This is a genomic window from Solibacillus sp. FSL H8-0523, assembly GCF_038051985.1.
Classification (GTDB): Bacteria; Bacillota; Bacilli; order Bacillales_A; family Planococcaceae; genus Solibacillus.
Genome location: NZ_CP150291.1, coordinates 4,043,392 through 4,067,188, shown reverse-complemented (window position 1 = coordinate 4,067,188; position 23,797 = coordinate 4,043,392). Strand labels below are relative to the sequence as shown.

The window sequence follows — 23,797 nt, the reverse complement described above, 5'->3', positions numbered from 1 at the left end:
TAGTTTCATAAGGAAAGCTCGTCACAATTTTGCGGCGGGCTTTTCTTTATTTAAAAGTTTTTAGGAGGCGTGTTGCACATGTCTGAACATTATTATTCAAATAAGCCTCAAACGGAAAGTAAACCACGCCAATGGAAATTTCCTTTATTAGGACATACATTTACATTTGAAACAGATGCAGGTGTATTTAGTAAAAGCGAAGTAGATTTTGGTTCCCGTGTATTAATTGATACCTTTGAAATACCAAAAGTAGAAGGCGTTGTACTTGATGTGGGTTGTGGATACGGACCGATTGGCTTATCGATCGCAAAGGTTAATCCGGAGCGAGAAGTGTTAATGATGGATATTAATACGCGTGCTATTGGTTTATCACAAAAAAATGCCCAACTAAACGGGGTTCAAAATGTACGTGTTTTTGAAAGTGATGGCCTGAGTGCTGTAGAAGCTGGAACACAAGCAGCTGCAATTTTAACAAATCCACCAATTCGTGCAGGGAAAGAAACAATCTTTAGATTTTACGATCAAGCCTATGAATTGTTAGTGGAAAACGGTGAATTGTGGGTAGTAATTCAGAAGAAACAGGGCGCTCCATCAACAGTGAGTCATTTAGAAGAGATGTTTTCAGAAGTGGATGTTGTTGAGAAGAAAAAGGGGTATTGGATCATACGAGCAAAAAAATAAGTAAGATTCGCTCCGAATATTGACTTGACAAATCGACTATGATAACATAATAAAATGCAAAATTTTTATTTTGAGGTAGTATGCCCTTTTGCATAACTTACACAAATTTACGGGTATACTTACTAAGAATAAGTTAAGTTTAACCGAAAATGAGGTTTATAAAAAGTCTCGTTTTCTTTTTGTCTTTCGAAATCATACACTATTTGTATGGTTTTGCAAAGACCTATTATCGCTTTATTGAGGGGTGAATGAGTTGACAGGTCAACTAGTTCAGTACGGACAACACCGCCAGCGTAGAAGCTTTGCGCGTATTAATGAGGTGCTGGAGCTTCCGAATTTAATCGAGATCCAAACAGCATCTTATGAGTGGTTCCTTGAAGAAGGATTGCGTGAGATGTTCCACGACATTTCTCCGATCGAGGATTTTACAGGTAATCTTTCATTAGAATTCGTCGACTATACATTAGGAGATCCTAAGTATGATGTTGATGAATGTAAAGAACGTGACGTAACTTACGCTGCGCCATTACGTGTGAAAGTACGTTTACACAACAAAGAAACAAACGAAGTAAAAGAGCAAGACGTCTTCATGGGTGATTTCCCATTAATGACTGAAACAGGCACGTTTATTATTAACGGTGCTGAGCGCGTTATCGTTTCTCAGTTAGTTCGTTCTCCAAGTGTATACTTCAACGAAAAAACAGATAAAAACGGTAAAAAAGGCTTCGGTGCAACAGTTATTCCAAATCGTGGTGCATGGTTAGAATATGAAACTGACGCAAAAGATGTCGTATACGTGCGTATCGACCGTACACGTAAATTACCAGTAACAGTACTTTTACGTGCATTAGGTTTCGGTACGGATCAGGAAATTATCGAAATCATTGGTGACAATGAATATTTACGTAATACGTTAGAAAAAGATAACACAGAAGGTACTGAAAAGGCACTTCTTGAAATCTACGAGCGTTTACGTCCAGGTGAACCACCAACAGTTGAATCAGCGAAGAACTTATTATATTCTCGCTTCTTCGATGCTAAACGTTACGATTTAGCAAACGTTGGTCGTTACAAAATGAACAAAAAGCTTCACATTAAAAACCGTTTATTTAACCAAACGGTTGCTGAAACAATTGTAAACCCAGAAACGGGCGAAATTCTTGTAGAAGCAGGTACGTTATTAGATCGTCGTACGTTAGATAAGCTAATTCCAGCTTTAGAAGACGGTGCTGGCTTCAAAACATTAAGCCAAAACGGCGGTGTATTAGATGAAGAAGTAACGATTCAATCAATTAAAATTTACGCACCAAATGACGAAGCACAAAAAGAAATCAATGTGATTTCGAACGCTTATATTGATGAAGAGGTGAAAAACCTTACACCAGCAGATATCCTTGCTTCTGTATCGTATTTCTTCAATTTATTATATAACGTAGGTAACACAGACGATATCGACCATTTAGGTAACCGTCGTTTACGTTCAGTTGGTGAGTTATTACAAAACCAATTCCGTATCGGTTTATCTCGTATGGAGCGTGTAGTACGTGAACGTATGTCAATTAATGACACAGCGGCAATCGTACCACAACAATTAATCAATATCCGTCCTGTTATCGCATCAATCAAAGAGTTCTTTGGCTCTTCTCAGTTATCTCAATTCATGGACCAAACAAACCCATTAGCAGAGTTAACGCACAAACGTCGTCTATCTGCATTAGGGCCTGGTGGTTTAACACGTGAGCGCGCAGGTATGGAAGTACGTGACGTTCACTACTCTCACTATGGTCGTATGTGTCCAATCGAGACGCCTGAGGGACCAAACATCGGTCTGATTAACTCATTATCTTCATTCGCTAAAGTGAACAAGTTTGGCTTCATTGAAACACCTTACCGCCGTGTTGATCCGGAAACAGGTACTGTAACTGAAGAAATCCATTACTTAACTGCAGACGAAGAAGATAACTATGTAGTAGCTCAAGCAAACTCTCTATTAACTGCAGACGGTAAGTTTGAAAAAGAAGAAGTAGTAGGTCGTTTCCGTGGGGATAACACAGTGTTTAACCGCGATCGTATCGATTACATGGATGTATCTCCAAAACAAGTAGTATCTGCTGCCACTGCATGTATTCCGTTCTTAGAAAACGATGACTCAAACCGTGCACTAATGGGCGCGAACATGCAACGTCAAGCTGTTCCTTTACTATATCCAAACGCTCCGTTTGTTGGTACGGGTATGGAACATGTTGACGCTCGTGACTCTGGTGCTGCTGTAGTTGCTAAAAAACATGGTATTGTTGAGCACGTAGAAGCTCGCTCTATCCACGTTCGTACAATCGAAGAGATTGACGGCAAAGAAGTTAAAGGCAACTTAGTGAAATACAAATTACAAAAATTCATTCGTTCAAACCAAGGTACTTCATATAACCAACGTCCAATCGTAAAAGTTGGCGATCTTGTGAAACCTCGTGATATTTTAGCTGATGGTCCTTCAATGGAACGTGGCGAATTAGCACTTGGCCAAAACGTACTTGTTGCGTTCATGACATGGGACGGTTTCAACTACGAGGATGCTGTTATTATGAGCGAACGCCTTGTAAAAGACGATGTATATACTTCTGTTCATATTGAAGAATATGAATCAGAATCACGTGATACAAAGCTTGGACCTGAAGAAATCACACGTGACATTCCAAACGTAGGTGAAGATGCACTTCGTAACCTAGACGACCGCGGAATTATCCGTATCGGTGCGGAAGTACGTGACGGTGATATTTTAGTAGGTAAAGTTACGCCTAAAGGGGTTACTGAATTAACTGCTGAAGAGCGTTTATTACATGCTATCTTTGGTGAAAAAGCACGCGAAGTACGTGACACGTCTCTACGTGTACCACACGGCGCTGGCGGTATCATCCTAGATGTTAAAGTCTTCAACCGTGAAGATGGAGACGAATTACCACCAGGTGTTAACCAATTAGTTCGTGCTTATATTGTTCAAAAACGTAAAATTCGCGTTGGTGACAAAATGGCCGGACGTCATGGTAACAAAGGTGTAATCTCACGAATCTTACCAGAAGAAGATATGCCATTCATGCCAGACGGCACGCCAGTGGATATCATGCTTAACCCACTTGGGGTACCTTCTCGTATGAACATCGGACAAGTATTAGAGCTTCACTTAGGTATGGCTGCACGCTATTTAGGCGTACACATGGCTACACCAGTATTTGATGGTGCTAACGAAGACGATGTTTGGGAAACGATGGAAGAAGCTGGTATGAACCGTGATGGTAAAACAATTCTTTATGATGGACGTTCGGGTGAACCGTTCGACAGCCGCGTTTCTGTTGGTATCATGTACATGATCAAATTAGCGCACATGGTTGACGACAAACTTCACGCACGTTCAACTGGTCCTTACTCATTAGTAACGCAACAACCGCTTGGTGGTAAAGCACAATTCGGTGGACAACGTTTCGGTGAGATGGAAGTATGGGCGCTTGAAGCATACGGTGCAGCTTACACGTTACAAGAGATTTTAACTGTAAAATCAGATGACGTTGTAGGTCGTGTGAAAACATACGAAGCAATCGTTAAAGGTGAAAGTGTTCCAGAACCAGGTGTACCAGAATCATTCAAAGTATTAATTAAAGAACTTCAATCATTAGGTATGGATGTGAAGATGCTTACAATCAACGATGAGGAAGTAGAATTACGCGACCTTGACGATGAGGAAGAAGTAGCTGTAGCACCAGCTCCAGAAGAACGCCCAACTGATGATAAAGAAGAAGACCCAGTAGAGTCTATTTGAATAATTTCAAATTGAATCGGGCAGGTATATGCCCTGCCCGATTTTTCTTATAATGATGTAAACAAGCAAATTTCATAATGGCCTAGAATGAAATTTTGCACAGAGCTACAATGAAAAGTCGCTAAAGACTTATAACTAAAGGGAGGTAGGCTCCTTGATCGATGTTAATGAATTTGAATATATGAAAATTGGTTTAGCTTCTCCGGACAAGATCCGTTCTTGGTCATATGGTGAGGTTAAAAAACCAGAAACAATCAACTACCGTACATTAAAACCAGAAAAAGATGGTCTATTCTGTGAACGTATTTTCGGACCAACCAAAGACTGGGAATGTCACTGTGGTAAATATAAGCGTGTACGTTATAAAGGTGTCGTTTGTGACCGTTGTGGCGTAGAAGTAACACGTGCAAAGGTTCGTCGTGAACGTCAAGGACACATCGAGCTTGCAGCACCTGTATCACATATTTGGTACTTTAAAGGTATTCCAAGCCGTATGGGTCTTATTTTAGACATGTCTCCACGTGCACTTGAAGAAGTAATTTACTTTGCTTCTTATGTTGTAATTGAGCCAGGTCAAACTGCTTTAGGCTTCAAAGATTTACTTTCTGAAAAAGAATATCGTGCATACCGTGAAAAATACGGCAACGAATTCGAAGCGGCAATGGGTGCTGAGGCAATCAAACGCTTATTAGAAAAAATCGATTTAGAAGATGAAACAGCTGTTTTAAAAGAAGAATTAAAATCTGCACAAGGCCAACGCCGTACACGTGCAATTAAACGTTTAGAAGTAGTAGAAGCATTCCGTAACTCAGGTAACAAACCAGAGTGGATGATTCTAGACGTGCTACCAGTAATTCCTCCAGAGCTTCGTCCAATGGTGCAATTAGATGGTGGTCGTTTCGCAACTTCTGACTTAAATGATCTTTACCGTCGTGTAATCAACCGTAACAACCGTTTAAAACGTTTACTTGACCTTGGTGCACCAAGCATCATCGTACAAAACGAAAAACGTATGTTACAAGAAGCGGTTGACGCATTAATCGATAACGGTCGTCGTGGTCGTCCTGTAACAGGTCCTGGTAACCGTCCTTTAAAATCACTTTCACACATGCTGAAAGGGAAACAAGGTCGTTTCCGTCAAAACTTACTTGGTAAACGTGTAGACTATTCTGGTCGTTCAGTTATCGTAGTAGGTCCAAACTTAAAAATGTACCAATGTGGTCTTCCAAAAGAAATGGCAATCGAACTATTCAAACCTTTCGTAATGAAAGAATTAGTAGAACGTGGCCTAGCTCATAACATTAAGAGTGCAAAACGTAAAATTGAGCGTATGCACAATGAAGTTTGGGACGTTTTAGAAGATGTAATTCGTGAGCATCCGGTATTACTTAACCGTGCACCGACGCTTCACCGTCTTGGTATCCAAGCATTCGAGCCTACTTTAGTAGAAGGTCGTGCAATTCGTCTTCACCCATTAGTATGTACAGCTTACAACGCTGACTTCGATGGTGACCAAATGGCGGTTCACGTTCCATTATCAGCAGAAGCGCAAGCAGAAGCTCGTTTACTGATGTTAGCAGCTCAAAACATCCTGAACCCGAAAGATGGTAAACCAGTAGTAACACCATCTCAAGATATGGTATTAGGTAACTATTACTTAACGCTTGAGCGTGAAAATGCTCGTGGTGAAGGGTCAATCTTTAACAACTCAAACGAAGTGTTAATCGCATACCAAAATGGTACGGTACATTTACACTCTCGTATTGCAATTAAAGCAAGCTCATTAAACAACCCAACGTTCACAGAAGAACAAAATAAAATGTTCTTATTAACGACGGTTGGTAAGGTAATCTTCAACGAAATTTTACCGAAGTCATTCCCTTACGTTAACGAGCCAACTGATACAAACTTAGAACAAAAAACACCGGATAAATACTTTGTAAACTTAACAATTGACGAAGAATTACAAAACGAAATCGAAGCTACTGAAGGCTATGCTGATTTATCTGAAGCAGAAAAAATCGAAGCACAACGCCGTGCTGTGTTAGCAAAACACTTCACAAACGTGCCTGTAGTAGATCCTTTCCGTAAAAAATTCTTAGGAAATGTCATCGCTGAAGTATTTAAAGAGTTCCATATTACGGAAACTTCTAAAATGCTTGACCGTATGAAAAACTTAGGTTTCAAATATTCTACTCGTGCAGGTATTACTGTAGGTGTATCTGACATCGTGGTATTACCAGACAAAGGTATTATCCTTGATGAAGCACAAGGTAAAGTAGATAAAGTAATGATTCAATTCCGTCGTGGTTTAATCACGGAAGAAGAGCGTTACAACCGTGTTATTAACATTTGGACAGCTGCGAAGGACGAAATCCAAGGCAAGCTGATGAAATCATTACACAAAACAAACCCAATCTTCATGATGTCTGACTCTGGTGCCCGTGGTAACGCATCGAACTTCACTCAGCTTGCTGGTATGCGTGGTCTGATGGCCAACCCGGCTGGTCGAATCATTGAGTTACCGATCAAGTCTTCATTCCGTGAAGGTTTAACCGTATTAGAGTACTTCATCTCTACCCATGGTGCGCGTAAAGGTCTTGCCGATACAGCACTTAAAACTGCCGATTCAGGTTACTTAACTCGTCGTTTAGTAGACGTAGCACAAGATGTTATCGTTCGTGAAGACGACTGTGGTACTGACCGCGGTTTATTGATCGGTTCATTAATGGAAGGCAACGAACTTATCGAAGCATTAGACGAGCGTATTGTTGGTCGTTATGTGAAGAAAACAGTTCGCCACCCAGAAACTGGAGCGGTTATCGTAGAGCGTGATGGCTTAATTACACAAGATGTTGCACGTGCAATTGAAGAAGCAGGTATTGAAGAAATTACAATCCGTTCTGCATTTACATGTAATACAAAACATGGCGTATGTAAAAAATGTTACGGTATGAACTTAGCTACTGGTGAAGAGGTAGAAGTTGGTGAAGCGGTAGGTATTATCGCTGCGCAATCTATCGGTGAGCCAGGTACACAGTTAACGATGCGTACATTCCATACAGGTGGGGTAGCAGGTAACGATATCACACAAGGTCTTCCACGTATCCAAGAGATTTTCGAGGCGCGTAATCCGAAAGGTCAAGCGGTTATCTCTGAAATCACTGGTACTGTAATCGAAATCGAAGAAATTCGTGAAGGTCTAAAAGAAGTAACAATCCAAGGTGATGTGGAAACACGTAAATACCAAGCACCATACAACGCTCGTTTAAAAGTAGTTGAAGGTGACACGATTATTGCGGGTCAAACATTATCTGAAGGTTCGATCGATCCAAAACAATTATTAAAAGTTAAAGACGTATCGACAGTTCAAGAATATCTATTAAAAGAAGTACAAAAAGTATACCGTATGCAAGGGGTAGAAATCGGTGACAAACACATCGAGGTAATGGTTCGCCAAATGCTTCGTAAAGTGCGTGTTATTGAAGCTGGAGATACAGAAATGTTACCAGGTTCATTACTTGATATTCACCAATTTGCTGAGGCAAATACAGAAGCTGTTCTTACTGGTAAAACACCAGCAACTTGTCGTCCAGTTATCTTAGGTATTACAAAAGCTTCTCTTGAAACAGAATCATTCTTATCTGCTGCATCATTCCAAGAAACAACTCGTGTGTTAACGGATGCTGCAATTAAAGGTAAACGTGATGAGCTTCTAGGTCTGAAGGAAAACGTAATTATCGGTAAACTAGTTCCGGCTGGTACTGGTATGCAACGTTACCGTCAAATTCGTATGGATCAAGATGCAAAAGCAGAAGTAACAACAGCTGAATAATAAGCTTTTAACAATTTTAATTCCGGTAGAGAATTCTCTGCCGGAGTTTTTCTAAAAAAGTTTATTGTTTTTAAAGAAACCAACATCTTTTTCGTGAGATATTGGTTGACAGTGTAAGTTTGGAATGATAATATATTGAAGGTTGATAGTTAACTGTCTGTGCTTAGGAGGATATGCAAATGTCTTACGATCAAGTAATGCAGTCAAACAATCATAGGTATAAAGCAAGCAGTGAAAGCAATGCGTGCTGGACAAGTAACAGCTCTTTTTGTCGCAATTGATGCAGACAATTGGGTAACCGATCCGGCCATTCTTCTCGCGAAAGAAATCGGTGTACCAGTTTATCACGTCGATTCAAAGAAAGAACTTGGAAAAGCTTGCGGCATTCATGTTGGAGCTGCGGTTGTTGCGATTACTGCGATGTAGTTTTTGTGTAAAAATACACAAAGACTTTGTTTTTACCCAAAAAATGAACCACCTGGATGTGTGGTATTGAAACAAGGAAAAAATGAAGGGAGGACAAATCGATGCCTACAATTAACCAATTAGTACGTAAGCCTCGTCAATCTAAAATCACGAAATCAAAATCTCCAGCGTTAAACAAGGGTTATAACTCATTTAAAAAATCTTTAACTGACGTTAAATCTCCTCAAAAACGTGGAGTTTGTACTCGTGTTGGCACGATGACACCACGTAAACCGAACTCGGCTTTACGTAAATATGCTCGTGTACGCTTAACTAACCAACTTGAGGTTACTGCGTATATCCCAGGTGAAGGTCACAACTTACAAGAACACAGTGTTGTTCTTATCCGTGGCGGACGCGTAAAAGACTTAGCGGGTGTTCGTTACCATATCGTACGTGGTGCTCTTGATACAGCTGGTGTAAACGGTCGTTTACAATCACGTTCTAAATACGGAACAAAACGCCCTAAAGAAAAAAAATAATTTAACTTTAAATATACAACGATTTGAAAGGAGGAAAACACATGCCTCGTAAAGGTCCTGTTTCCAAACGTGACGTGTTACCAGATCCAATTTATAATTCGAAACTAGTAACTCGTTTAATCAACAAAATGATGATTGATGGTAAAAGAGGTACTTCTCAAAAGATTTTATACGGAGCTTTCGAATTAGTTCAAGAGCGTTCAGGTCAAAATCCTTTAGAAGTATTTGAAGCCGCTTTAAACAACGTAATGCCAGTATTAGAAGTACGCGCTCGTCGTGTTGGTGGTTCTAACTACCAAGTACCGGTTGAAGTTCGTCCAGAACGCCGTACAACTTTAGGTTTACGTTATGTAGTTAACTATTCTCGTCTTCGTGGTGAAAAAACTATGGAAGAGCGTTTAGCTAACGAAATCTTAGACGCATCTAACAACACTGGTGCTTCAGTTAAGAAACGTGAAGATATGCACAAAATGGCAGAAGCGAACAAAGCATTCGCTCACTACCGTTGGTAATTTGATCTATGCTCTAGCTTGCTAGAGCTTAGGTTTTTTTACTCACTTATATAGCTAGCCCAATATGGAAGGAGAAATTTCCTATGAAACGCGAATTCTCTCTAGAGAATACACGTAATATTGGGATCATGGCTCACATTGATGCTGGTAAAACAACAACAACTGAGCGTATCCTTTATTACACTGGTAAGATTCATAAAATCGGTGAAACTCACGATGGCGGTTCTCAAATGGACTGGATGGAGCAAGAGCAAGAGCGTGGTATCACGATCACTTCTGCTGCAACAACAGCTCAATGGGACGGTCACCGTATCAATATCATCGATACTCCTGGACACGTAGACTTCACTGTAGAAGTTGAACGTTCTTTACGTGTTCTTGATGGTGCTGTAACAGTATTAGATGCTCAATCAGGTGTTGAGCCTCAAACTGAAACAGTATGGCGTCAAGCTACTACATACGGGGTTCCTCGTATCGTATTCATCAACAAAATGGATAAAATGGGTGCAGACTTCTTATATTCTGTAGGTACTTTACATGATCGTTTACAAGCTAATGCTCACCCAATCCAATTACCAATCGGTGCTGAAGATGAGTTCTCAGGTATTATTGACTTAATCACAATGGACGTTACTTACTACGATAACGAAGAAGGTACTGCATTACGTGAAGGTCAACCAATTCCAGAATCTCACCAAGCACAAGCTGAAGAGTACCGTGAGAAATTAATCGACGCTATCGCAAGTGTTGATGAAGATCTTATGGAGAAATACTTAGAAGGCGAAGAAATTTCTAACGAAGAGTTAGTTGCGGCTATCCGTAAAGCTACTATCGCGGTAGAATTCTACCCAGTACTTTGTGGTACAGCATTCAAACACAAAGGTGTTCGTAAAATGCTAGACGCAGCTGTTGCATATCTTCCAGCTCCAACTGATGTTCCTGACATTAAAGGTACTGACGTTGATGGCGAAGAAGAAATCATCCGTCACTCTTCTGATGAAGAGCCATTCTCAGCTCTTGCATTCAAAGTAATGACTGACCCATTCGTAGGTAAATTAACATTCTTCCGTGTGTATTCAGGTACATTAGAATCTGGTTCATACGTACAAAACTCTTCTAAAGGTAAACGTGAACGCGTAGGACGTATCTTACAAATGCACGCTAACTCTCGTGAAGAAATTGGTAAAGTATTCGCTGGGGACATCGCAGCAGCAGTAGGTCTTAAAGATACTACTACTGGTGACACTTTATGTGACGAGAAAAACCTTGTTATCTTAGAGTCAATGGACTTCCCTGAGCCAGTAATTTCTCTTTCTGTAGAACCAAAATCTAAAGCTGACCAAGATAAAATGGGTCAAGCATTAGCTAAACTACAAGAAGAAGATCCAACTTTCCGTGCTCACACTGACACAGAAACTGGACAAACTATCATCTCTGGTATGGGTGAGTTACACTTAGACATCCTAGTTGACCGTATGAAACGTGAATTTAAAGTAGAAGCTAACGTAGGTGCTCCAATGGTATCTTACCGTGAAACATTCCGTGGCTCTGCTAAAGTTCAAGGTAAATTCACTCGTCAATCAGGTGGTCGCGGTCAATACGGTGACGTAACGATCGAGTTCTCTCCAAACGAAGAGGGTAAAGGCTTTGAATTCGAAAACGCTATCGTTGGTGGTGTTGTACCTCGTGAATACATTCCTGCAGTAGAAGCGGGTCTACGTGACTCTCTTGACCGCGGTGTAGTTGCTGGTTACCCACTAATCGACATTAAAGCGAAATTAGTATTCGGTTCTTACCATGACGTTGACTCGAATGAGATGGCGTTCAAAATTGCTGCATCTATGGCATTAAAAGAAGCTGCTAAACGTTGTGACGCAGTAATCTTAGAGCCAATGATGAAAGTTGAAGTTGTAATTCCAGAAGAGTATCTTGGTGATATCATGGGTAACATTACTGCTCGTCGCGGACGCGTTGAGGGTATGGAAGCTCGCGGTAACTCTCAAGTAGTACGTTCTATGGTACCGTTATCTGAAATGTTCGGATATGCTACAACTTTACGTTCTGCAACTCAAGGTCGCGGTGTATTCTCAATGACATTTGATCATTATGAAGAAGTACCAAAATCAATTGCAGAAGACATTATCAAAAAAAATAAAGGTGAATAATTGAAATTTCATCTTGTTTAAAGTATAACTAATTTGTAAACTATGATTGTATGATTATGGTTGGGGCCCCTTCCATAATCAACAATTTTAGAATAAATTTTAAAAAATAAAACATATCTCTGAGGAGGCATTTTCAAATGGCTAAAGAAAAATTTGACCGTTCAAAAACACATGCTAACGTTGGTACTATCGGACACGTTGACCATGGTAAAACTACTTTAACTGCTGCAATCGCAACAGTATTATCAAAAGCAATGGGTGGAGAAGCTAAATCTTACGCTGACATCGACAACGCACCAGAAGAAAAAGAGCGTGGTATCACAATCAACACTTCTCACGTTGAATATGAAACTGCAACTCGTCACTATGCACACGTTGACTGCCCAGGACACGCTGACTATGTTAAAAACATGATCACTGGTGCTGCACAAATGGACGGCGGTATCTTAGTAGTATCTGCTGCTGACGGCCCAATGCCACAAACTCGTGAGCACATCTTACTTTCTAAACAAGTAGGTGTTCCTTACTTAGTAGTATTCATGAACAAATGTGATATGGTTGATGACGAAGAATTATTAGAGTTAGTAGAAATGGAAATCCGTGACTTACTATCTGAATATGACTTCCCAGGCGACGACCTACCAGTAATCAAAGGTTCAGCTCTTAAAGCATTAGAAGGCGAACCAGAATGGGAAGCTAAAATTATTGAATTAATGGACGCTGTAGATTCTTACATCCCAACTCCAGAACGTCAAACTGACAAACCATTCATGATGCCAGTAGAGGATGTATTCTCTATCACTGGTCGTGGTACAGTAGCAACTGGCCGTGTTGAACGTGGTCAAGTTAAAGTTGGTGACGTTGTAGAAGTTATCGGTATCGAAGAAGAAGCTAAAACTACAACTGTAACTGGTGTAGAAATGTTCCGTAAATTATTAGATTACGCTGAAGCTGGCGACAACATCGGTGCTTTATTACGTGGTATTGCTCGTGAAGATATCCAACGTGGTCAAGTATTAGCTAAACCAGGTTCAATCACTCCACACACAAACTTCAAAGCTGAAGTTTATGTTTTATCAAAAGAAGAGGGTGGACGTCATACTCCATTCTTCTCTAACTACCGTCCTCAGTTCTACTTCCGTACAACTGATGTAACTGGTATTTGTATGTTACCTGAAGGCGTAGAAATGGTTATGCCTGGCGATAACATCGAAATGACTGTAGAATTAATCGCTCCAATCGCTCTTGAAGAAGGTACTAAGTTCTCTATCCGTGAGGGTGGCCGTACTGTAGGCGCTGGCGTTGTAGCATCTATCCAAAAATAATTTTAGCTTTTAGCTAATTTTTTAAACACCTCGCTTGGACGCTTGCGAGGTGTTTTTTATTTTATATTCATGACAAAGCCGATTTAATAACAATATAGTTAAAAGGCATAATGTTTATGCGAAATATGTATTTCATTTATAGTACCTCCTTCAAGTATAATCTTCCTTAAGCACAGGGGATTTATTCAATTGAAGGGGGATTTTTTTATGACGAATTATGTGAATGTTGGGAATTTACAAGTAGCTGAGCAATTAGCGGACTTTATTAATACACGTGTGTTACCTGGAAGCGGCGTGGAGCAAGAGGCATTTTGGGCAGGATTAGATCAATTAATTCATGAGTTAGCTCCCGAAAATAAGGCGTTATTAGCACATAGAGATGAGTTACAGGAGAAAATCAATGCTTGGCATATAGAAAATAAAGACAGCTTTGAATTTGAAAGCTATAAAACATTTTTACAAGACATCGGTTACTTAGAGCCAAAAATTGAAGACTATCAGGTGGAAACAGAGAATGTGGATGATGAAGTTGCAATCCAAGCAGGTCCGCAACTTGTTGTACCGGTAAGTAACGCGCGCTATGCAATTAATGCTGCTAATGCACGCTGGGGAAGCTTTTATGATGCATTATATGGCACAGATGTTATTAGTGATGAAGACGAGGCGGAAGTTGGAAAGGGTTACAACCCGGCTCGTGGCAATAAAGTAATCGCTTATGCAAAAGACTTTTTAAATAAAGCAGCCGGCTTACAGCAAGGTTCACATACAGATGCAACAAGCTACGTTATCACAGATGGTGGCCTTGAAGTAACGTTAGTAAACGGTACAAAAACAGCATTAGCAGAACCGGAAAAACTAGTAGGCTATCAAGGGAATGCAAGTGAGCCAACTGCAGTACTACTTAAAAACAATGATTTACACATTGAAATTCAAATTGACCGTTCACACCCAATTGGTAAGGATGACGCAGCAGGTGTGAAGGATATTTACCTAGAATCAGCGATTACAACAATTATGGACTGTGAGGATTCGGTTGCAGCAGTAGACGCAGAGGATAAAGTCGAAGTGTATTCAAACTGGTTAGGCTTAATGAAAGGTAACCTTGCAGCGACATTTGAAAAGGGTACAAAGACAATGACACGTACATTAAACCCAGACCGTGTCTATACAGGTGTGGATGGAGAGACGGTAACATTAAATGGCCGTTCATTAATGTTTATACGTAACGTAGGTCATTTAATGACAAACCCTGCTATTTTAGATAAGGATGGTAATGAGGTTCCTGAGGGCATTATGGACGGCGTTGTAACGAGCTTAATCGCGAAGCATGAAGTCATCGGCAATGGCCAACATAAAAACTCGCAAAAGGGCTCGGTTTATATCGTAAAACCAAAAATGCATGGTCCTGCTGAAGTCGCATTTGCTAATAAATTATTTGCAAAAGTAGAGGATTTAATTGGCTTAGAGCGCTATACATTAAAAATTGGTGTAATGGACGAAGAACGTCGTACATCATTAAACTTAAAAGCATGTATTAAGGAAGTAAAGGACCGTGTTGTTTTTATTAACACAGGTTTCTTAGATCGTACGGGTGATGAAATTCATACATCAATGGAAGCGGGCGCAATGATTCGCAAAGGTGAAATGAAAACATCAACATGGTTAACATCATACGAAAAATCTAATGTAATTGTTGGTTTAAATGCCGGCTTACAAGGTCGTGCGCAAATTGGTAAAGGAATGTGGGCAATGCCAGATTTAATGGCAGAAATGATTAAGCAAAAAATTGGCCATCCTTTAGCTGGTGCTAACACAGCTTGGGTGCCATCACCAACGGCAGCAACGTTACATGCCACGCATTACCATGAAGTGAATGTAAAAGCTGTTCAAAAAGGCATTGAAACGTCAGAAGATTTACAAGATGCGATTTTACAAATTCCTGTTGCACCGTCTACAGATTGGTCACCTGAAGATATTCAACAAGAGTTGGATAACAACGCACAGGGGATTTTAGGTTATGTAGTGCGCTGGGTGGAGCACGGGGTTGGTTGCTCGAAGGTACCGGATATTAATGATATTGGGTTAATGGAAGACCGTGCAACGCTGCGTATTTCGAGTCAGCACGTAGCAAACTGGTTACATCACGGCATTTGTACACAGGCGCAAGTGGAAGAAACATTGGCACGTATGGCAAAAGTGGTAGACGCACAAAACGCCGACGATCCAACATACACACCAATGTCAGCAAACTATGAGGAATCAGTAGCGTTCCAAGCAGCGAGTGAATTAGTGTTTAAAGGCTATGAACAGCCAAGTGGTTATACGGAGCCGATTTTACACAAAAAGCGTATTGAAGCAAAGGCTAAACAAAAAGTGAATGCATAATCTAAAACACTACTACTAATCCGAAAAGGTTAGTAATAGTGTTTTTACGTTAAATTATTGGTGTGGGGTACCAACTTTTTCTAATAAAGGAATGATATAATTAAATTATTCTTAAAATTAAGGAAGTAGAAAATATATGTTTAATAAAATTGAGTCAATTGAAACATTTAATACGCATATCAAAATTCTGAAAGAGGCCATTCCTAGTGATTTATCGATCGCTATATGTGATATGGAGAAATTTATTGCCTATTATCCAGGTGAAAATTTAAATTTACATATTCGTGTTGGCCAAGCTTTGCACAGTGAGGAACCTTTAAAAGTCGCACTTGAAACGAATCGCCGCTTAGAGGCCACTGTACCAGCAGATTTCTATGGCTTTGAGTTTATCGGCACGGCTACGCCATTACATGACGGGCAAGGGAAAGTAATCGGAGGAATTGCTGTTCAAGTACGTAAACAGTCAGAACTGATTGCGATTTCTAATACAATAATGGGATCGTTAACACAAGCAACAGCCCAAATTCAACAAATTACGGAGCATTCTTCATCGCTAAAAGGGACGGCTAACGAATTATTACAGCAATCCACACAAGCGCAACAAAATGTAGCGCAAACTTCACAAATTTTAACTCTCATGAAACGCATGGCGGATCAAACGAATTTACTGGGGTTAAATGCTGCGATTGAAGCAGCGCGTGCAGGGGAATCGGGGAGAGGGTTTGAAGTAGTAGCAACGGAAATTCGTAAGTTCTCTAAAGAGACAATTGAGGCTACACAACAAATTCGTGAAACAATGGAGCAAATTAATATAGCGACAAAAAAAATGGCGGAATCCATTGCGAAGGTTGCAGCAATTGGGAACGGCCAAACAGAACAAGTGAGTCAGGTTTCAGATGTTATAAAAACAATTCAAGAAATGTCTGCACAATTAAATGATTATGCGAGTAAATTGTAAAAAAGGCGTCCCGAAATCAATTTCGGGGCGCTTTTTTACGTATGAGATGATAGAGTTTATTGTAATACAAATTCATGTGCAAGCTGAATGAACTCGCGCACGGAGTACGGTAAGTATTTGTTTTTCTTCCATGTAATGCCGAGTTCTAAATGAATGGCTTCCTCTTTGAACGGGATGCGTTTAATGGAATCGTACGGAATTTTTTCGGCAATTTTTTGTGGTAAGAGGGCAATGCCGAGTTTTGCTTGTACCATTTCGATAAATAAATCCTTTTGCGTTGTTTCACAAGCGATTGTTGGATAAAAGCCATGGTTTTTACATTCTTCAATAATCCGATCAAATAAAATGAAGTCCTTGCGGTAAATGATAAACGCTTCATTGGCTAAATCCCCCATTGTGATGGCATGCTTTTGTGCAAGTGGATGGCTTTCATGGACAATGAGCTGCAAGGGGTCTTTTAAAAAGCGAATCGTTTCTAAATTTTCATTGGTCGATGTCACGCTGCAAACAAGTCCAATATCAAGCTCGCCGGTTTCGATTTCTTCGCGAATGCGCTTTGTGCCGACTTCTGTTAATAAAATTTCAATATATGGATGTTGTTCTTTGTAAACACTAATTAGCTTTGAAAAAAATTCAGCACCGACAATTGGCGGAATACCGATTCGAATTTGCCCTTTTTTTAATTGCATTAAATCCGTTAATTCGGAACGCAAATTTTGAAAGGATTCGAGTACCTGCATCGAATTTATAAGTACGGCTTGGCCCGCATCGGTTAGCTCGAGTTGCTTGGACGACCGGTAAAATAGGGGCACGCCAAGTTCGGCTTCAAAGTTTTGAATGGCTTTACTAATCGATGGCTGTGAAACGTGTAAAGCGACAGCCGCCTTTGTGAAGCTTAGTTGCTTGGCGACTTCTACAAAATATTCAATTTGGCGAATGTCCATGTTTTCACCCCATTCTATGTATTGTTTCGATTATAGCAAAGTTTATCCAGCTTGGAGTATAGTGTATTTTATATATGAGAGACAAAGGAGTGTGAGCAAAAATGAAAGTATTGTTAATTGAAGACGATGAATCCATTTTCACATTAATTAAAGAGCGATTTTTACAATGGAATATTGAAGTAGTCGGACCAGAAAGTTTTCAGCAAGTAATGCCAACATTTGATCGTGAAGCACCGCAGCTAGTACTAATCGACATTCAACTACCGGCATTTGATGGTTTCCATTGGTGCCGTGAAATTCGTGCAAAATCAAATGTGCCGATCCTATTTTTATCATCGCGCGATCACCCAATGGATATGGTAATGGCGATGCAAATGGGGGCAGATGACTTTGTGCAAAAGCCGTTTCATATGGAAGTACTCATTGCAAAAGTCCAGGCGATGCTTCGTCGTACCTATAATTATCAGGAGACGAGGCAAAGTGGCCATGAAATGTGGTGCGATGCAGAAATCAACTATGACCGCGCACTCGTGCAGTTTAATAATCAGCAAGTTGAATTAACGAAAAATGAATTGTTTATTTTAAAGGTACTTGTGAAATCTAAGGGACAAATTGTATCGCGTGATGACTTAATGCGTAAGTTGTGGGACGATGAGCGCTTTGTAAATGATAATACGCTGACGGTAAATGTTAACCGTTTACGTCAACGTTTAGAGGATATAGGATTAGTGGATGTTATTGTGACAAAAAAGGGTCTTGGATATATGGCGGTGGGTGAATGATTCGTTTGTTTTTAAAGCAGCATCTGAGCTGGCTATTATTTTTGTTGGTTTTGCAGCTCCTTGTTAATTTAATTGTCTACGTGGATAAAGGCTTTCAAGCGGTATCGCTATTATATATGAACTTAGTTTGGCTTGTACTTGTTTTGGCTTTTGTAGGTTGGCTCTATATGAGAGACATCAAAACAATGAAAGTGTATGAATTAGAGCAGAACACCTATGTAGAGGCAGTAAAGGCCACTTATGAGTTAGCGTTCGCACAGCAAAAAGCGGAAATACAAGAACAGAGACTCATGCTTCTTGAGCGTCAAGATGAGCTACTTGCCTGGGTACATGAAATGAAATCACCGATGACAGCGATGCAACTACTAACTGAGCAGATTGATAATGTAGATGTGAAAGAACGCCTTGAAGCTGAATGGTTACGCGTATATTTACTGCTCGACCAGCAACTTCATGCAACACGCCTGATAACGATTGAACAGGATAATCGAATGGAAACTGTGCAATTAAAAGAAGTGCTTGTCCAGGAAATTAAAGCGCTACGTAGCTGGTGCTTTGATAAAAAAATTGCTGTTGAGATAAAAGACGTTGAACTCGACGTTATAACAGATCGTAAATGGCTTGGGTTTATCGTACGTCAAGTGCTGTCAAATGCGGTGAAGTATAGCAATGTAGGGGGAGAGATACTTCTATATGTAACGTTTGAGGCAGATCAGGTCGTATTGAGTATTCAAGATAACGGCATCGGGATAAAAAAAGAGGATTTACCACGGGTATTTCGAAAATCCTATACCGGAACAATTGGCCGTGAAACAAGTACAGCGACGGGCATGGGTCTCTATTTAGCAAAGCAAGTAGCCGAGTCACTTAATATTAAGCTTATGATTGAATCTACAGAAGCAGTAGGTACTACGGTGAAAATTCGTTTCCCAAAAGTGAATGAGTATTCTAAAACGCTCGGCTAAGTGACAACTTCGTCACTTTGCGGGCGTTTTTGTCATGTAAATCAAACGATTTTATAGCTTTGGATAGGTACAATAGAATTAACAAGAGCAAGAGGAAAGGGAGATTGAACATGAGTATTTTAATTGCACGTAAAGTTCGAAAAACATATGGCAAGCGTACACTTGCGCAAGAAGTATTAAAGGGTATTGATTTAGAAGTGGAAAAGGGCGAGTTTGTCGGGATTATGGGTTCGTCGGGCTCAGGGAAAACGACATTATTAAACGTTTTATGCTCGATTGACCAAGTAACAGACGGGCTCGTTGAAATTAACGGACAAAAATTACAAGGTATGAAAGAGCGTGCCTTAGCAAAGTTCCGCCGTGACGAGTTGGGCTTTATTTTTCAGGATTATAATTTATTAGATACACTAACAGTAAAAGAAAATATCCTATTACCGTTATCACTTAGCTCAATCCCAAGAGCAGCAGCGGAACATCGCTTACAGGAACTTGTGAAAGTTTTAGGAATTGAAGATATTTTAACGAAATATCCAAATGAAATTTCAGGTGGTCAAAAGCAGCGAACGTCAGCTGCGCGTGCACTGATTTCAAATCCATCATTAGTATTTGCCGATGAGCCTACAGGAGCGCTCGATTCAAAATCAGCAACAGCATTACTTGATAATCTATCAAAAATTAACAAAGCAAAACAGGCAACGATTATGATGGTGACACATGATGCTGTGGCAGCGAGCTTCTGTTCACGTGTACTGTTTTTAAAGGATGGGCAAATTTATACCGAGCTCTATAAGGGTGATAAATCACGCACGGAGTTTTTCCAACAAATTTTAAGTACGCAAAGTGTTTTAGGCGGTGAGCAAAGTGAAGCTTAGTCAGCTTGTTTTCAAAAGTATGCTGAAAAATATTAGGCATTACTATTTATATTTCTTTGCACTGATTTTTAGTGTAACGCTGTATTTTTCATTTGAGACATTGCAGTACAATCCTTCTGTTATTGAAGCAACGACAAGAAGTGGATCGGCTTCAGCGGGTTTTGGGGCAGCGACATATATGCTGTATGCGATTGTTTTAGTATTCGTCTTGTATGCGAATCACTTATTCATCCGTCGTCGTAGTAAAGAAATTGGGTTGTATCAGCTTATTGGGATGACGAAAGGGTTAGTCATTCGATTGATCGTGTTAGAAAACATTGTGATTTTTGCTGGTTCTGTAGTAATTGGAATGGGTATTGGCTTACTGAGCTCACGATTGTTTGCGATGATTTTATTGAAAGTCTTAAATTTTGAAGCGGTTGTAAAAATGACATTCCGTTCAGAGGCTGTAGTGAGTACAGCGCTGATGTTTGGACTTTTACTTGTCATTATTTTAATTCAAATGGCGTGGATGGTGCATCGTACAACATTACTTGCACTCTTTAATCAATCGAAGCAAACAGACGAAAAGGTGAAGCGTTTTAGTTTGTTAAATATGGTAATGGGCGTAATCGGTCTCGCGTTAATCGCATATGGCTATTACAAGAGCACGATTTTATTTTCAGCCGAGTCGGGTGGCGACTTATTTACGAATATGCTACTTATTTTAGCAACAACGATTGGCGGTACGTTTTTAGTATTCCGTTTTTCAGTAGCATTTGTGCTGAATATTTTCCGATCACGTAAACAAGGCCATTTATCATTAGGCGATGTCTTGGCGCTTACACCGATTATGCACCGTATGAAGAGCAACTCGAAATCATTAACACTTATTACCGTGATGACGGCTTTTTCATTAGCGATTACCACGTTATCTTACATTAGCTATTATTCATCACAGGCAACAGCAGAACAGGAAGTACCGGGGGATTATATTGCGGTCAATGGCAATGAAACAGCTTTCTTAGGTGCATTAGATGAACAAGGGATTTCTTATCAAACAGAGGCAATTCATTTAGAGCAAATTGAAATCGATAATGCAGATTTTTTACCAGACTACCTCGTGGAGACGATGAATGGACAAACGATTTCTACTTCATATGTTGTGTCACTAGCGGATTACACACGTTTCTATCCAGAGTTAGTACTGAAAAATGATGAAATTGTAGTAACTTCATATAACGGCTTTAGCGCAAAATTTGCAGCGATTGATCCAGGCAAGCAAATGAAGGTTTTTATTGCGGGGGAGCAGTCTCAAAAAGTGATTAAAGCGGTACATGAAGATGCGATTTTATCGTGGCGTTTAACATCGAGTTCCCCTGTATTTGTAGTGAATGATGCGGTGTTTGAGCAAATTAAAGTAGCAAATACAGCAGCAAATGTGCGCGTACCATATATAGTGCAAACTGCCATTCAAATCGATGAAACACAGATGAATGCACACCAACAGCAAATTGAGAATTTGTATAAAACAACAAATGCGAATTTGTTAAAAGAAGGTTCAAAGTTAAGTTCTCAAGAAGCGGTGAAACAAGATAACTTGAATCTATTTGGGACAACGATTTTTGTCACAGCCTTTTTAGGACTAGCCTTCTTACTCGCAACCGGGAGCATTTTATACTTTAAACAAATGTCAGAGGCGGATGAGGAAGCAGCTTCCTATACGATTCTTCGTAAAATTGGCTTTACGGAGCAGGAAGTTTTACGTGGCATTATGTTAAAGCAGCTCTTTAACTTTGGTGTACCCTTACTAATTGGCTTGTTACACAGCTATTTTGCAGTCAAATCAGGGTGGTTTATGTTTGGTACAGAACTCGTGACACCTTTAGTCATTACAATGTCTTTATATATTGCGATGTACGTTGTATTTGCCATACTAACAATAAATTATTACAAAAAAATAATTAAACAAGCTTTATAATATCTCAAAACCGTCAATTATTGCTGAATTGACGGTTTTTTTCTGTGTAAAATTATTGACGATAAACAGTTTTTCTTGTAACTTTAACACATTAGTAATTTAGCAGACGAAAGTGAAGTGTGTATAATATGAATGCTGTTTTAGTAGCGGTCGGGGTCATGCTTATTTTGAGCTTACTGCGTATCAATGTTGTTTTATCATTAACAGTAGGAGCCATTGTCGGTGGTCTTACTGGTGGTTTAAATATTACAGAAACAATTAAGGCATTTACGGACGGTTTAGGAGGCGGTGCAACGATTGCACTTAGCTACGCGTTACTTGGTGGATTCGCATTGGCGATTTCACGTACAGGCGTACCGGAAGTATTGGTAAAGGCAATTTTAAAGTTAGTACAACATGAAGGCGATTCACAAAGAAAGGGTGCTGCCAAAGCATTAATCTTTGTGACACTACTTGCGATGGCGATTATGTCACAAAATTTAATTCCTGTGCATATTGCGTTTATTCCTTTAATCGTTCCGCCGATGATTAAGTTAATGAATATGCTGCAAATTGATCGTCGTTTAATCGTAGCGATTTTAACGTTTGGTTTAATTATGCCGTATATGTTTATTCCAGCGGGCTTCGGTTTGATTTATCAGGACATTATCGTTACACAAATGGGGCTAGCAGGTCTTGAGGTGACGATGGGTGATGTTCCTAAGGCAATGGCGATTGTGGCCTTAGGGATGGCTGTAGGGCTTATAGGAGCATTTATAGCGTACCGTAAACCACGTATCTATCAAGATATCGAAATGGACGCATCAACTGCATTAGATAAAGAAGTAAAAACACGTAACTTAGTATTTGCTGCAATAGCATTAGTAGCATCGCTAGCAGTTCAAATTCCAACGGATTCGATGATTATGGGTTCGCTTGCTGGGATTATCATTTTATATGTAACGGGTGCCTTAAAAGTGAAAGAAGCAGATAACGTGCTTTCAGATGGAATGCGTATGATGGCGTTCGTTGGCTTCGTAATGATTTCAGCAAATGGATTCTCAGCAGTTATTAATGCAACTGGTGATGTTGAACCTCTAGTTGCAGGGGCGATGGATATCTTTGGTGGTAATGTGAGTATTGCTGTATTTGTTATGCTAGTAGTTGGGTTAATCGTAACAATGGGAATCGGTTCTTCATTTGCAACGATTCCAATTATCGCAGCAATCTTTGTTCCTATTGCAATAGAGCTAGGTTTAAGTGAACTTGCGATTATTTGTTTAATCGGTACAGCGGGTGTACTTGGGGATGCCGGTTCACCAGCATCAGACTCGACACTTGGGCCAACAGCTGGTTTAAATGTTGATGGGCAGCACAATCACATTTGGGATACGTGCGTACCAACCTTCATCTTTTATAACATACCACAAATCATTTTTGGATGGCTTGCAGTGGTTTTCTTCCTATAATAATGTCGTCACCCTTTATGAAAAGAGGGTGACGATTTTTTGTAGGTCTAGAAACGAGAAAGCATGGTGTTTTCAGAATATTTTATCTAATGGATTTCGATTTCTTTTCAGTTGCTTTCAGACGAATACTCTTATATACTAGGTAACGGCTCAAAAGAGCGAATGATATAGAATATAAAGAATTAAACATTATCAAATAAAGAATTTTGC

At 39.9% G+C, this 23,797-nt stretch carries 15 protein-coding genes and 1 pseudogene; 15 read left to right on the top strand and 1 reads right to left on the bottom strand.

Annotated features, from left to right (window positions below):
- Positions 1–78 precede the first annotated feature (78 nt).
- The 10 genes and pseudogenes from NSQ62_RS20500 to NSQ62_RS20455 all read left to right on the top strand — a co-directional run bounded on the left by NSQ62_RS20500 (position 79) and on the right by NSQ62_RS20455 (position 16,616).
- Positions 79–681 carry a class I SAM-dependent methyltransferase gene (locus tag NSQ62_RS20500; RefSeq protein ID WP_341321858.1) on the top strand — a complete coding sequence of 201 codons (603 nt, stop codon included), beginning with the start codon at positions 79–81 and terminating at the stop codon, positions 679–681.
- Positions 682–925: 244 nt separating this feature from the next.
- Complete coding sequence (gene rpoB / locus NSQ62_RS20495) at positions 926–4,489, top strand: DNA-directed RNA polymerase subunit beta (protein WP_341321857.1); 3,564 nt, start codon at positions 926–928, stop codon at positions 4,487–4,489.
- A gap of 154 nt (positions 4,490–4,643) precedes the next feature.
- On the top strand, positions 4,644–8,324 hold the full coding sequence (gene rpoC, locus NSQ62_RS20490) for a DNA-directed RNA polymerase subunit beta' (RefSeq protein ID WP_341321856.1): 3,681 nt from the start codon (positions 4,644–4,646) through the stop codon (positions 8,322–8,324).
- A 179-nt stretch (positions 8,325–8,503) separates the two neighbouring features.
- A pseudogene (locus NSQ62_RS20485) lies at positions 8,504–8,750 on the top strand (ribosomal L7Ae/L30e/S12e/Gadd45 family protein).
- A 101-nt stretch (positions 8,751–8,851) separates the two neighbouring features.
- Positions 8,852–9,271, top strand: coding sequence for a 30S ribosomal protein S12 (rpsL, locus tag NSQ62_RS20480; protein ID WP_340725346.1), 420 nt, complete (start codon positions 8,852–8,854; stop codon positions 9,269–9,271).
- 41 nt (positions 9,272–9,312) lie between these two features.
- Positions 9,313–9,783 (top strand): 30S ribosomal protein S7, encoded by a 471-nt coding sequence (gene rpsG, locus NSQ62_RS20475; protein WP_341321855.1) that lies wholly within the window; start codon positions 9,313–9,315, stop codon positions 9,781–9,783.
- Positions 9,784–9,866: 83 nt separating this feature from the next.
- A complete protein-coding gene (gene fusA / locus NSQ62_RS20470) occupies positions 9,867–11,948 on the top strand; it encodes an elongation factor G (protein WP_341321854.1) in 2,082 nt (693 codons plus the stop codon).
- Between the two features lie 137 nt (positions 11,949–12,085).
- Positions 12,086–13,273, top strand: a complete 1,188-nt coding sequence (tuf, locus tag NSQ62_RS20465) for an elongation factor Tu (RefSeq protein ID WP_241370734.1) — start codon at positions 12,086–12,088, stop codon at positions 13,271–13,273.
- Between the two features lie 207 nt (positions 13,274–13,480).
- Complete coding sequence (locus NSQ62_RS20460) at positions 13,481–15,658, top strand: malate synthase G (protein ID WP_341321853.1); 2,178 nt, start codon at positions 13,481–13,483, stop codon at positions 15,656–15,658.
- A 136-nt stretch (positions 15,659–15,794) separates the two neighbouring features.
- A complete protein-coding gene (locus tag NSQ62_RS20455; protein ID WP_341321852.1) occupies positions 15,795–16,616 on the top strand; it encodes a methyl-accepting chemotaxis protein in 822 nt (273 codons plus the stop codon).
- A gap of 56 nt (positions 16,617–16,672) precedes the next feature.
- Here NSQ62_RS20455 and NSQ62_RS20450 read toward each other — a convergent pair whose 3' ends face one another.
- Entirely contained in the window at positions 16,673–17,560 is an 888-nt protein-coding gene (locus NSQ62_RS20450) for a LysR family transcriptional regulator (RefSeq protein ID WP_341321851.1), read from the bottom strand.
- A gap of 101 nt (positions 17,561–17,661) precedes the next feature.
- Between NSQ62_RS20450 and NSQ62_RS20445 the strand changes: the two genes are divergently transcribed.
- The 5 genes from NSQ62_RS20445 to NSQ62_RS20425 all read left to right on the top strand — a co-directional run bounded on the left by NSQ62_RS20445 (position 17,662) and on the right by NSQ62_RS20425 (position 23,587).
- Positions 17,662–18,342, top strand: coding sequence for a response regulator transcription factor (locus tag NSQ62_RS20445; RefSeq protein ID WP_341321850.1), 681 nt, complete (start codon positions 17,662–17,664; stop codon positions 18,340–18,342).
- Entirely contained in the window at positions 18,339–19,307 is a 969-nt protein-coding gene (locus NSQ62_RS20440; protein ID WP_341321849.1) for a sensor histidine kinase, read from the top strand. Before NSQ62_RS20445 ends, NSQ62_RS20440 begins: the two co-directional genes overlap by 4 nt.
- Positions 19,308–19,417: 110 nt before the next feature.
- On the top strand, positions 19,418–20,179 hold the full coding sequence (locus NSQ62_RS20435; protein WP_341321848.1) for an ABC transporter ATP-binding protein: 762 nt from the start codon (positions 19,418–19,420) through the stop codon (positions 20,177–20,179).
- Complete coding sequence (locus NSQ62_RS20430; RefSeq protein ID WP_341321847.1) at positions 20,169–22,139, top strand: FtsX-like permease family protein; 1,971 nt, start codon at positions 20,169–20,171, stop codon at positions 22,137–22,139. The genes NSQ62_RS20435 and NSQ62_RS20430 overlap by 11 nt, the downstream gene beginning before the upstream one ends.
- A 128-nt stretch (positions 22,140–22,267) precedes the next feature.
- Positions 22,268–23,587: a Na+/H+ antiporter NhaC family protein gene (locus NSQ62_RS20425; protein WP_341321846.1), complete on the top strand. Its 1,320-nt coding sequence runs from the start codon at positions 22,268–22,270 to the stop codon at positions 23,585–23,587.
- Positions 23,588–23,797: the final 210 nt, after the last annotated feature.

Bases quoted from the DNA above. Each gene is read 5' to 3' on its own strand.
- NSQ62_RS20425 (WP_341321846.1), top strand. From the start codon at position 22,268: ATGAATGCTGTTTTAGTAGCGGTCGGGGTCATGCTTATTTTGAGCTTA.
- NSQ62_RS20500 (WP_341321858.1), top strand. From the start codon at position 79: ATGTCTGAACATTATTATTCAAATAAGCCTCAAACGGAAAGTAAACCA.
- NSQ62_RS20450 (WP_341321851.1), bottom strand. From the start codon at position 17,560: ATGGACATTCGCCAAATTGAATATTTTGTAGAAGTCGCCAAGCAACTA.
- NSQ62_RS20445 (WP_341321850.1), top strand. From the start codon at position 17,662: ATGAAAGTATTGTTAATTGAAGACGATGAATCCATTTTCACATTAATT.
- NSQ62_RS20460 (WP_341321853.1), top strand. From the start codon at position 13,481: ATGACGAATTATGTGAATGTTGGGAATTTACAAGTAGCTGAGCAATTA.
- rpsG (WP_341321855.1), top strand. From the start codon at position 9,313: ATGCCTCGTAAAGGTCCTGTTTCCAAACGTGACGTGTTACCAGATCCA.
- NSQ62_RS20435 (WP_341321848.1), top strand. From the start codon at position 19,418: ATGAGTATTTTAATTGCACGTAAAGTTCGAAAAACATATGGCAAGCGT.
- NSQ62_RS20455 (WP_341321852.1), top strand. From the start codon at position 15,795: ATGTTTAATAAAATTGAGTCAATTGAAACATTTAATACGCATATCAAA.
- tuf (WP_241370734.1), top strand. From the start codon at position 12,086: ATGGCTAAAGAAAAATTTGACCGTTCAAAAACACATGCTAACGTTGGT.
- fusA (WP_341321854.1), top strand. From the start codon at position 9,867: ATGAAACGCGAATTCTCTCTAGAGAATACACGTAATATTGGGATCATG.
- NSQ62_RS20440 (WP_341321849.1), top strand. From the start codon at position 18,339: ATGATTCGTTTGTTTTTAAAGCAGCATCTGAGCTGGCTATTATTTTTG.
- rpsL (WP_340725346.1), top strand. From the start codon at position 8,852: ATGCCTACAATTAACCAATTAGTACGTAAGCCTCGTCAATCTAAAATC.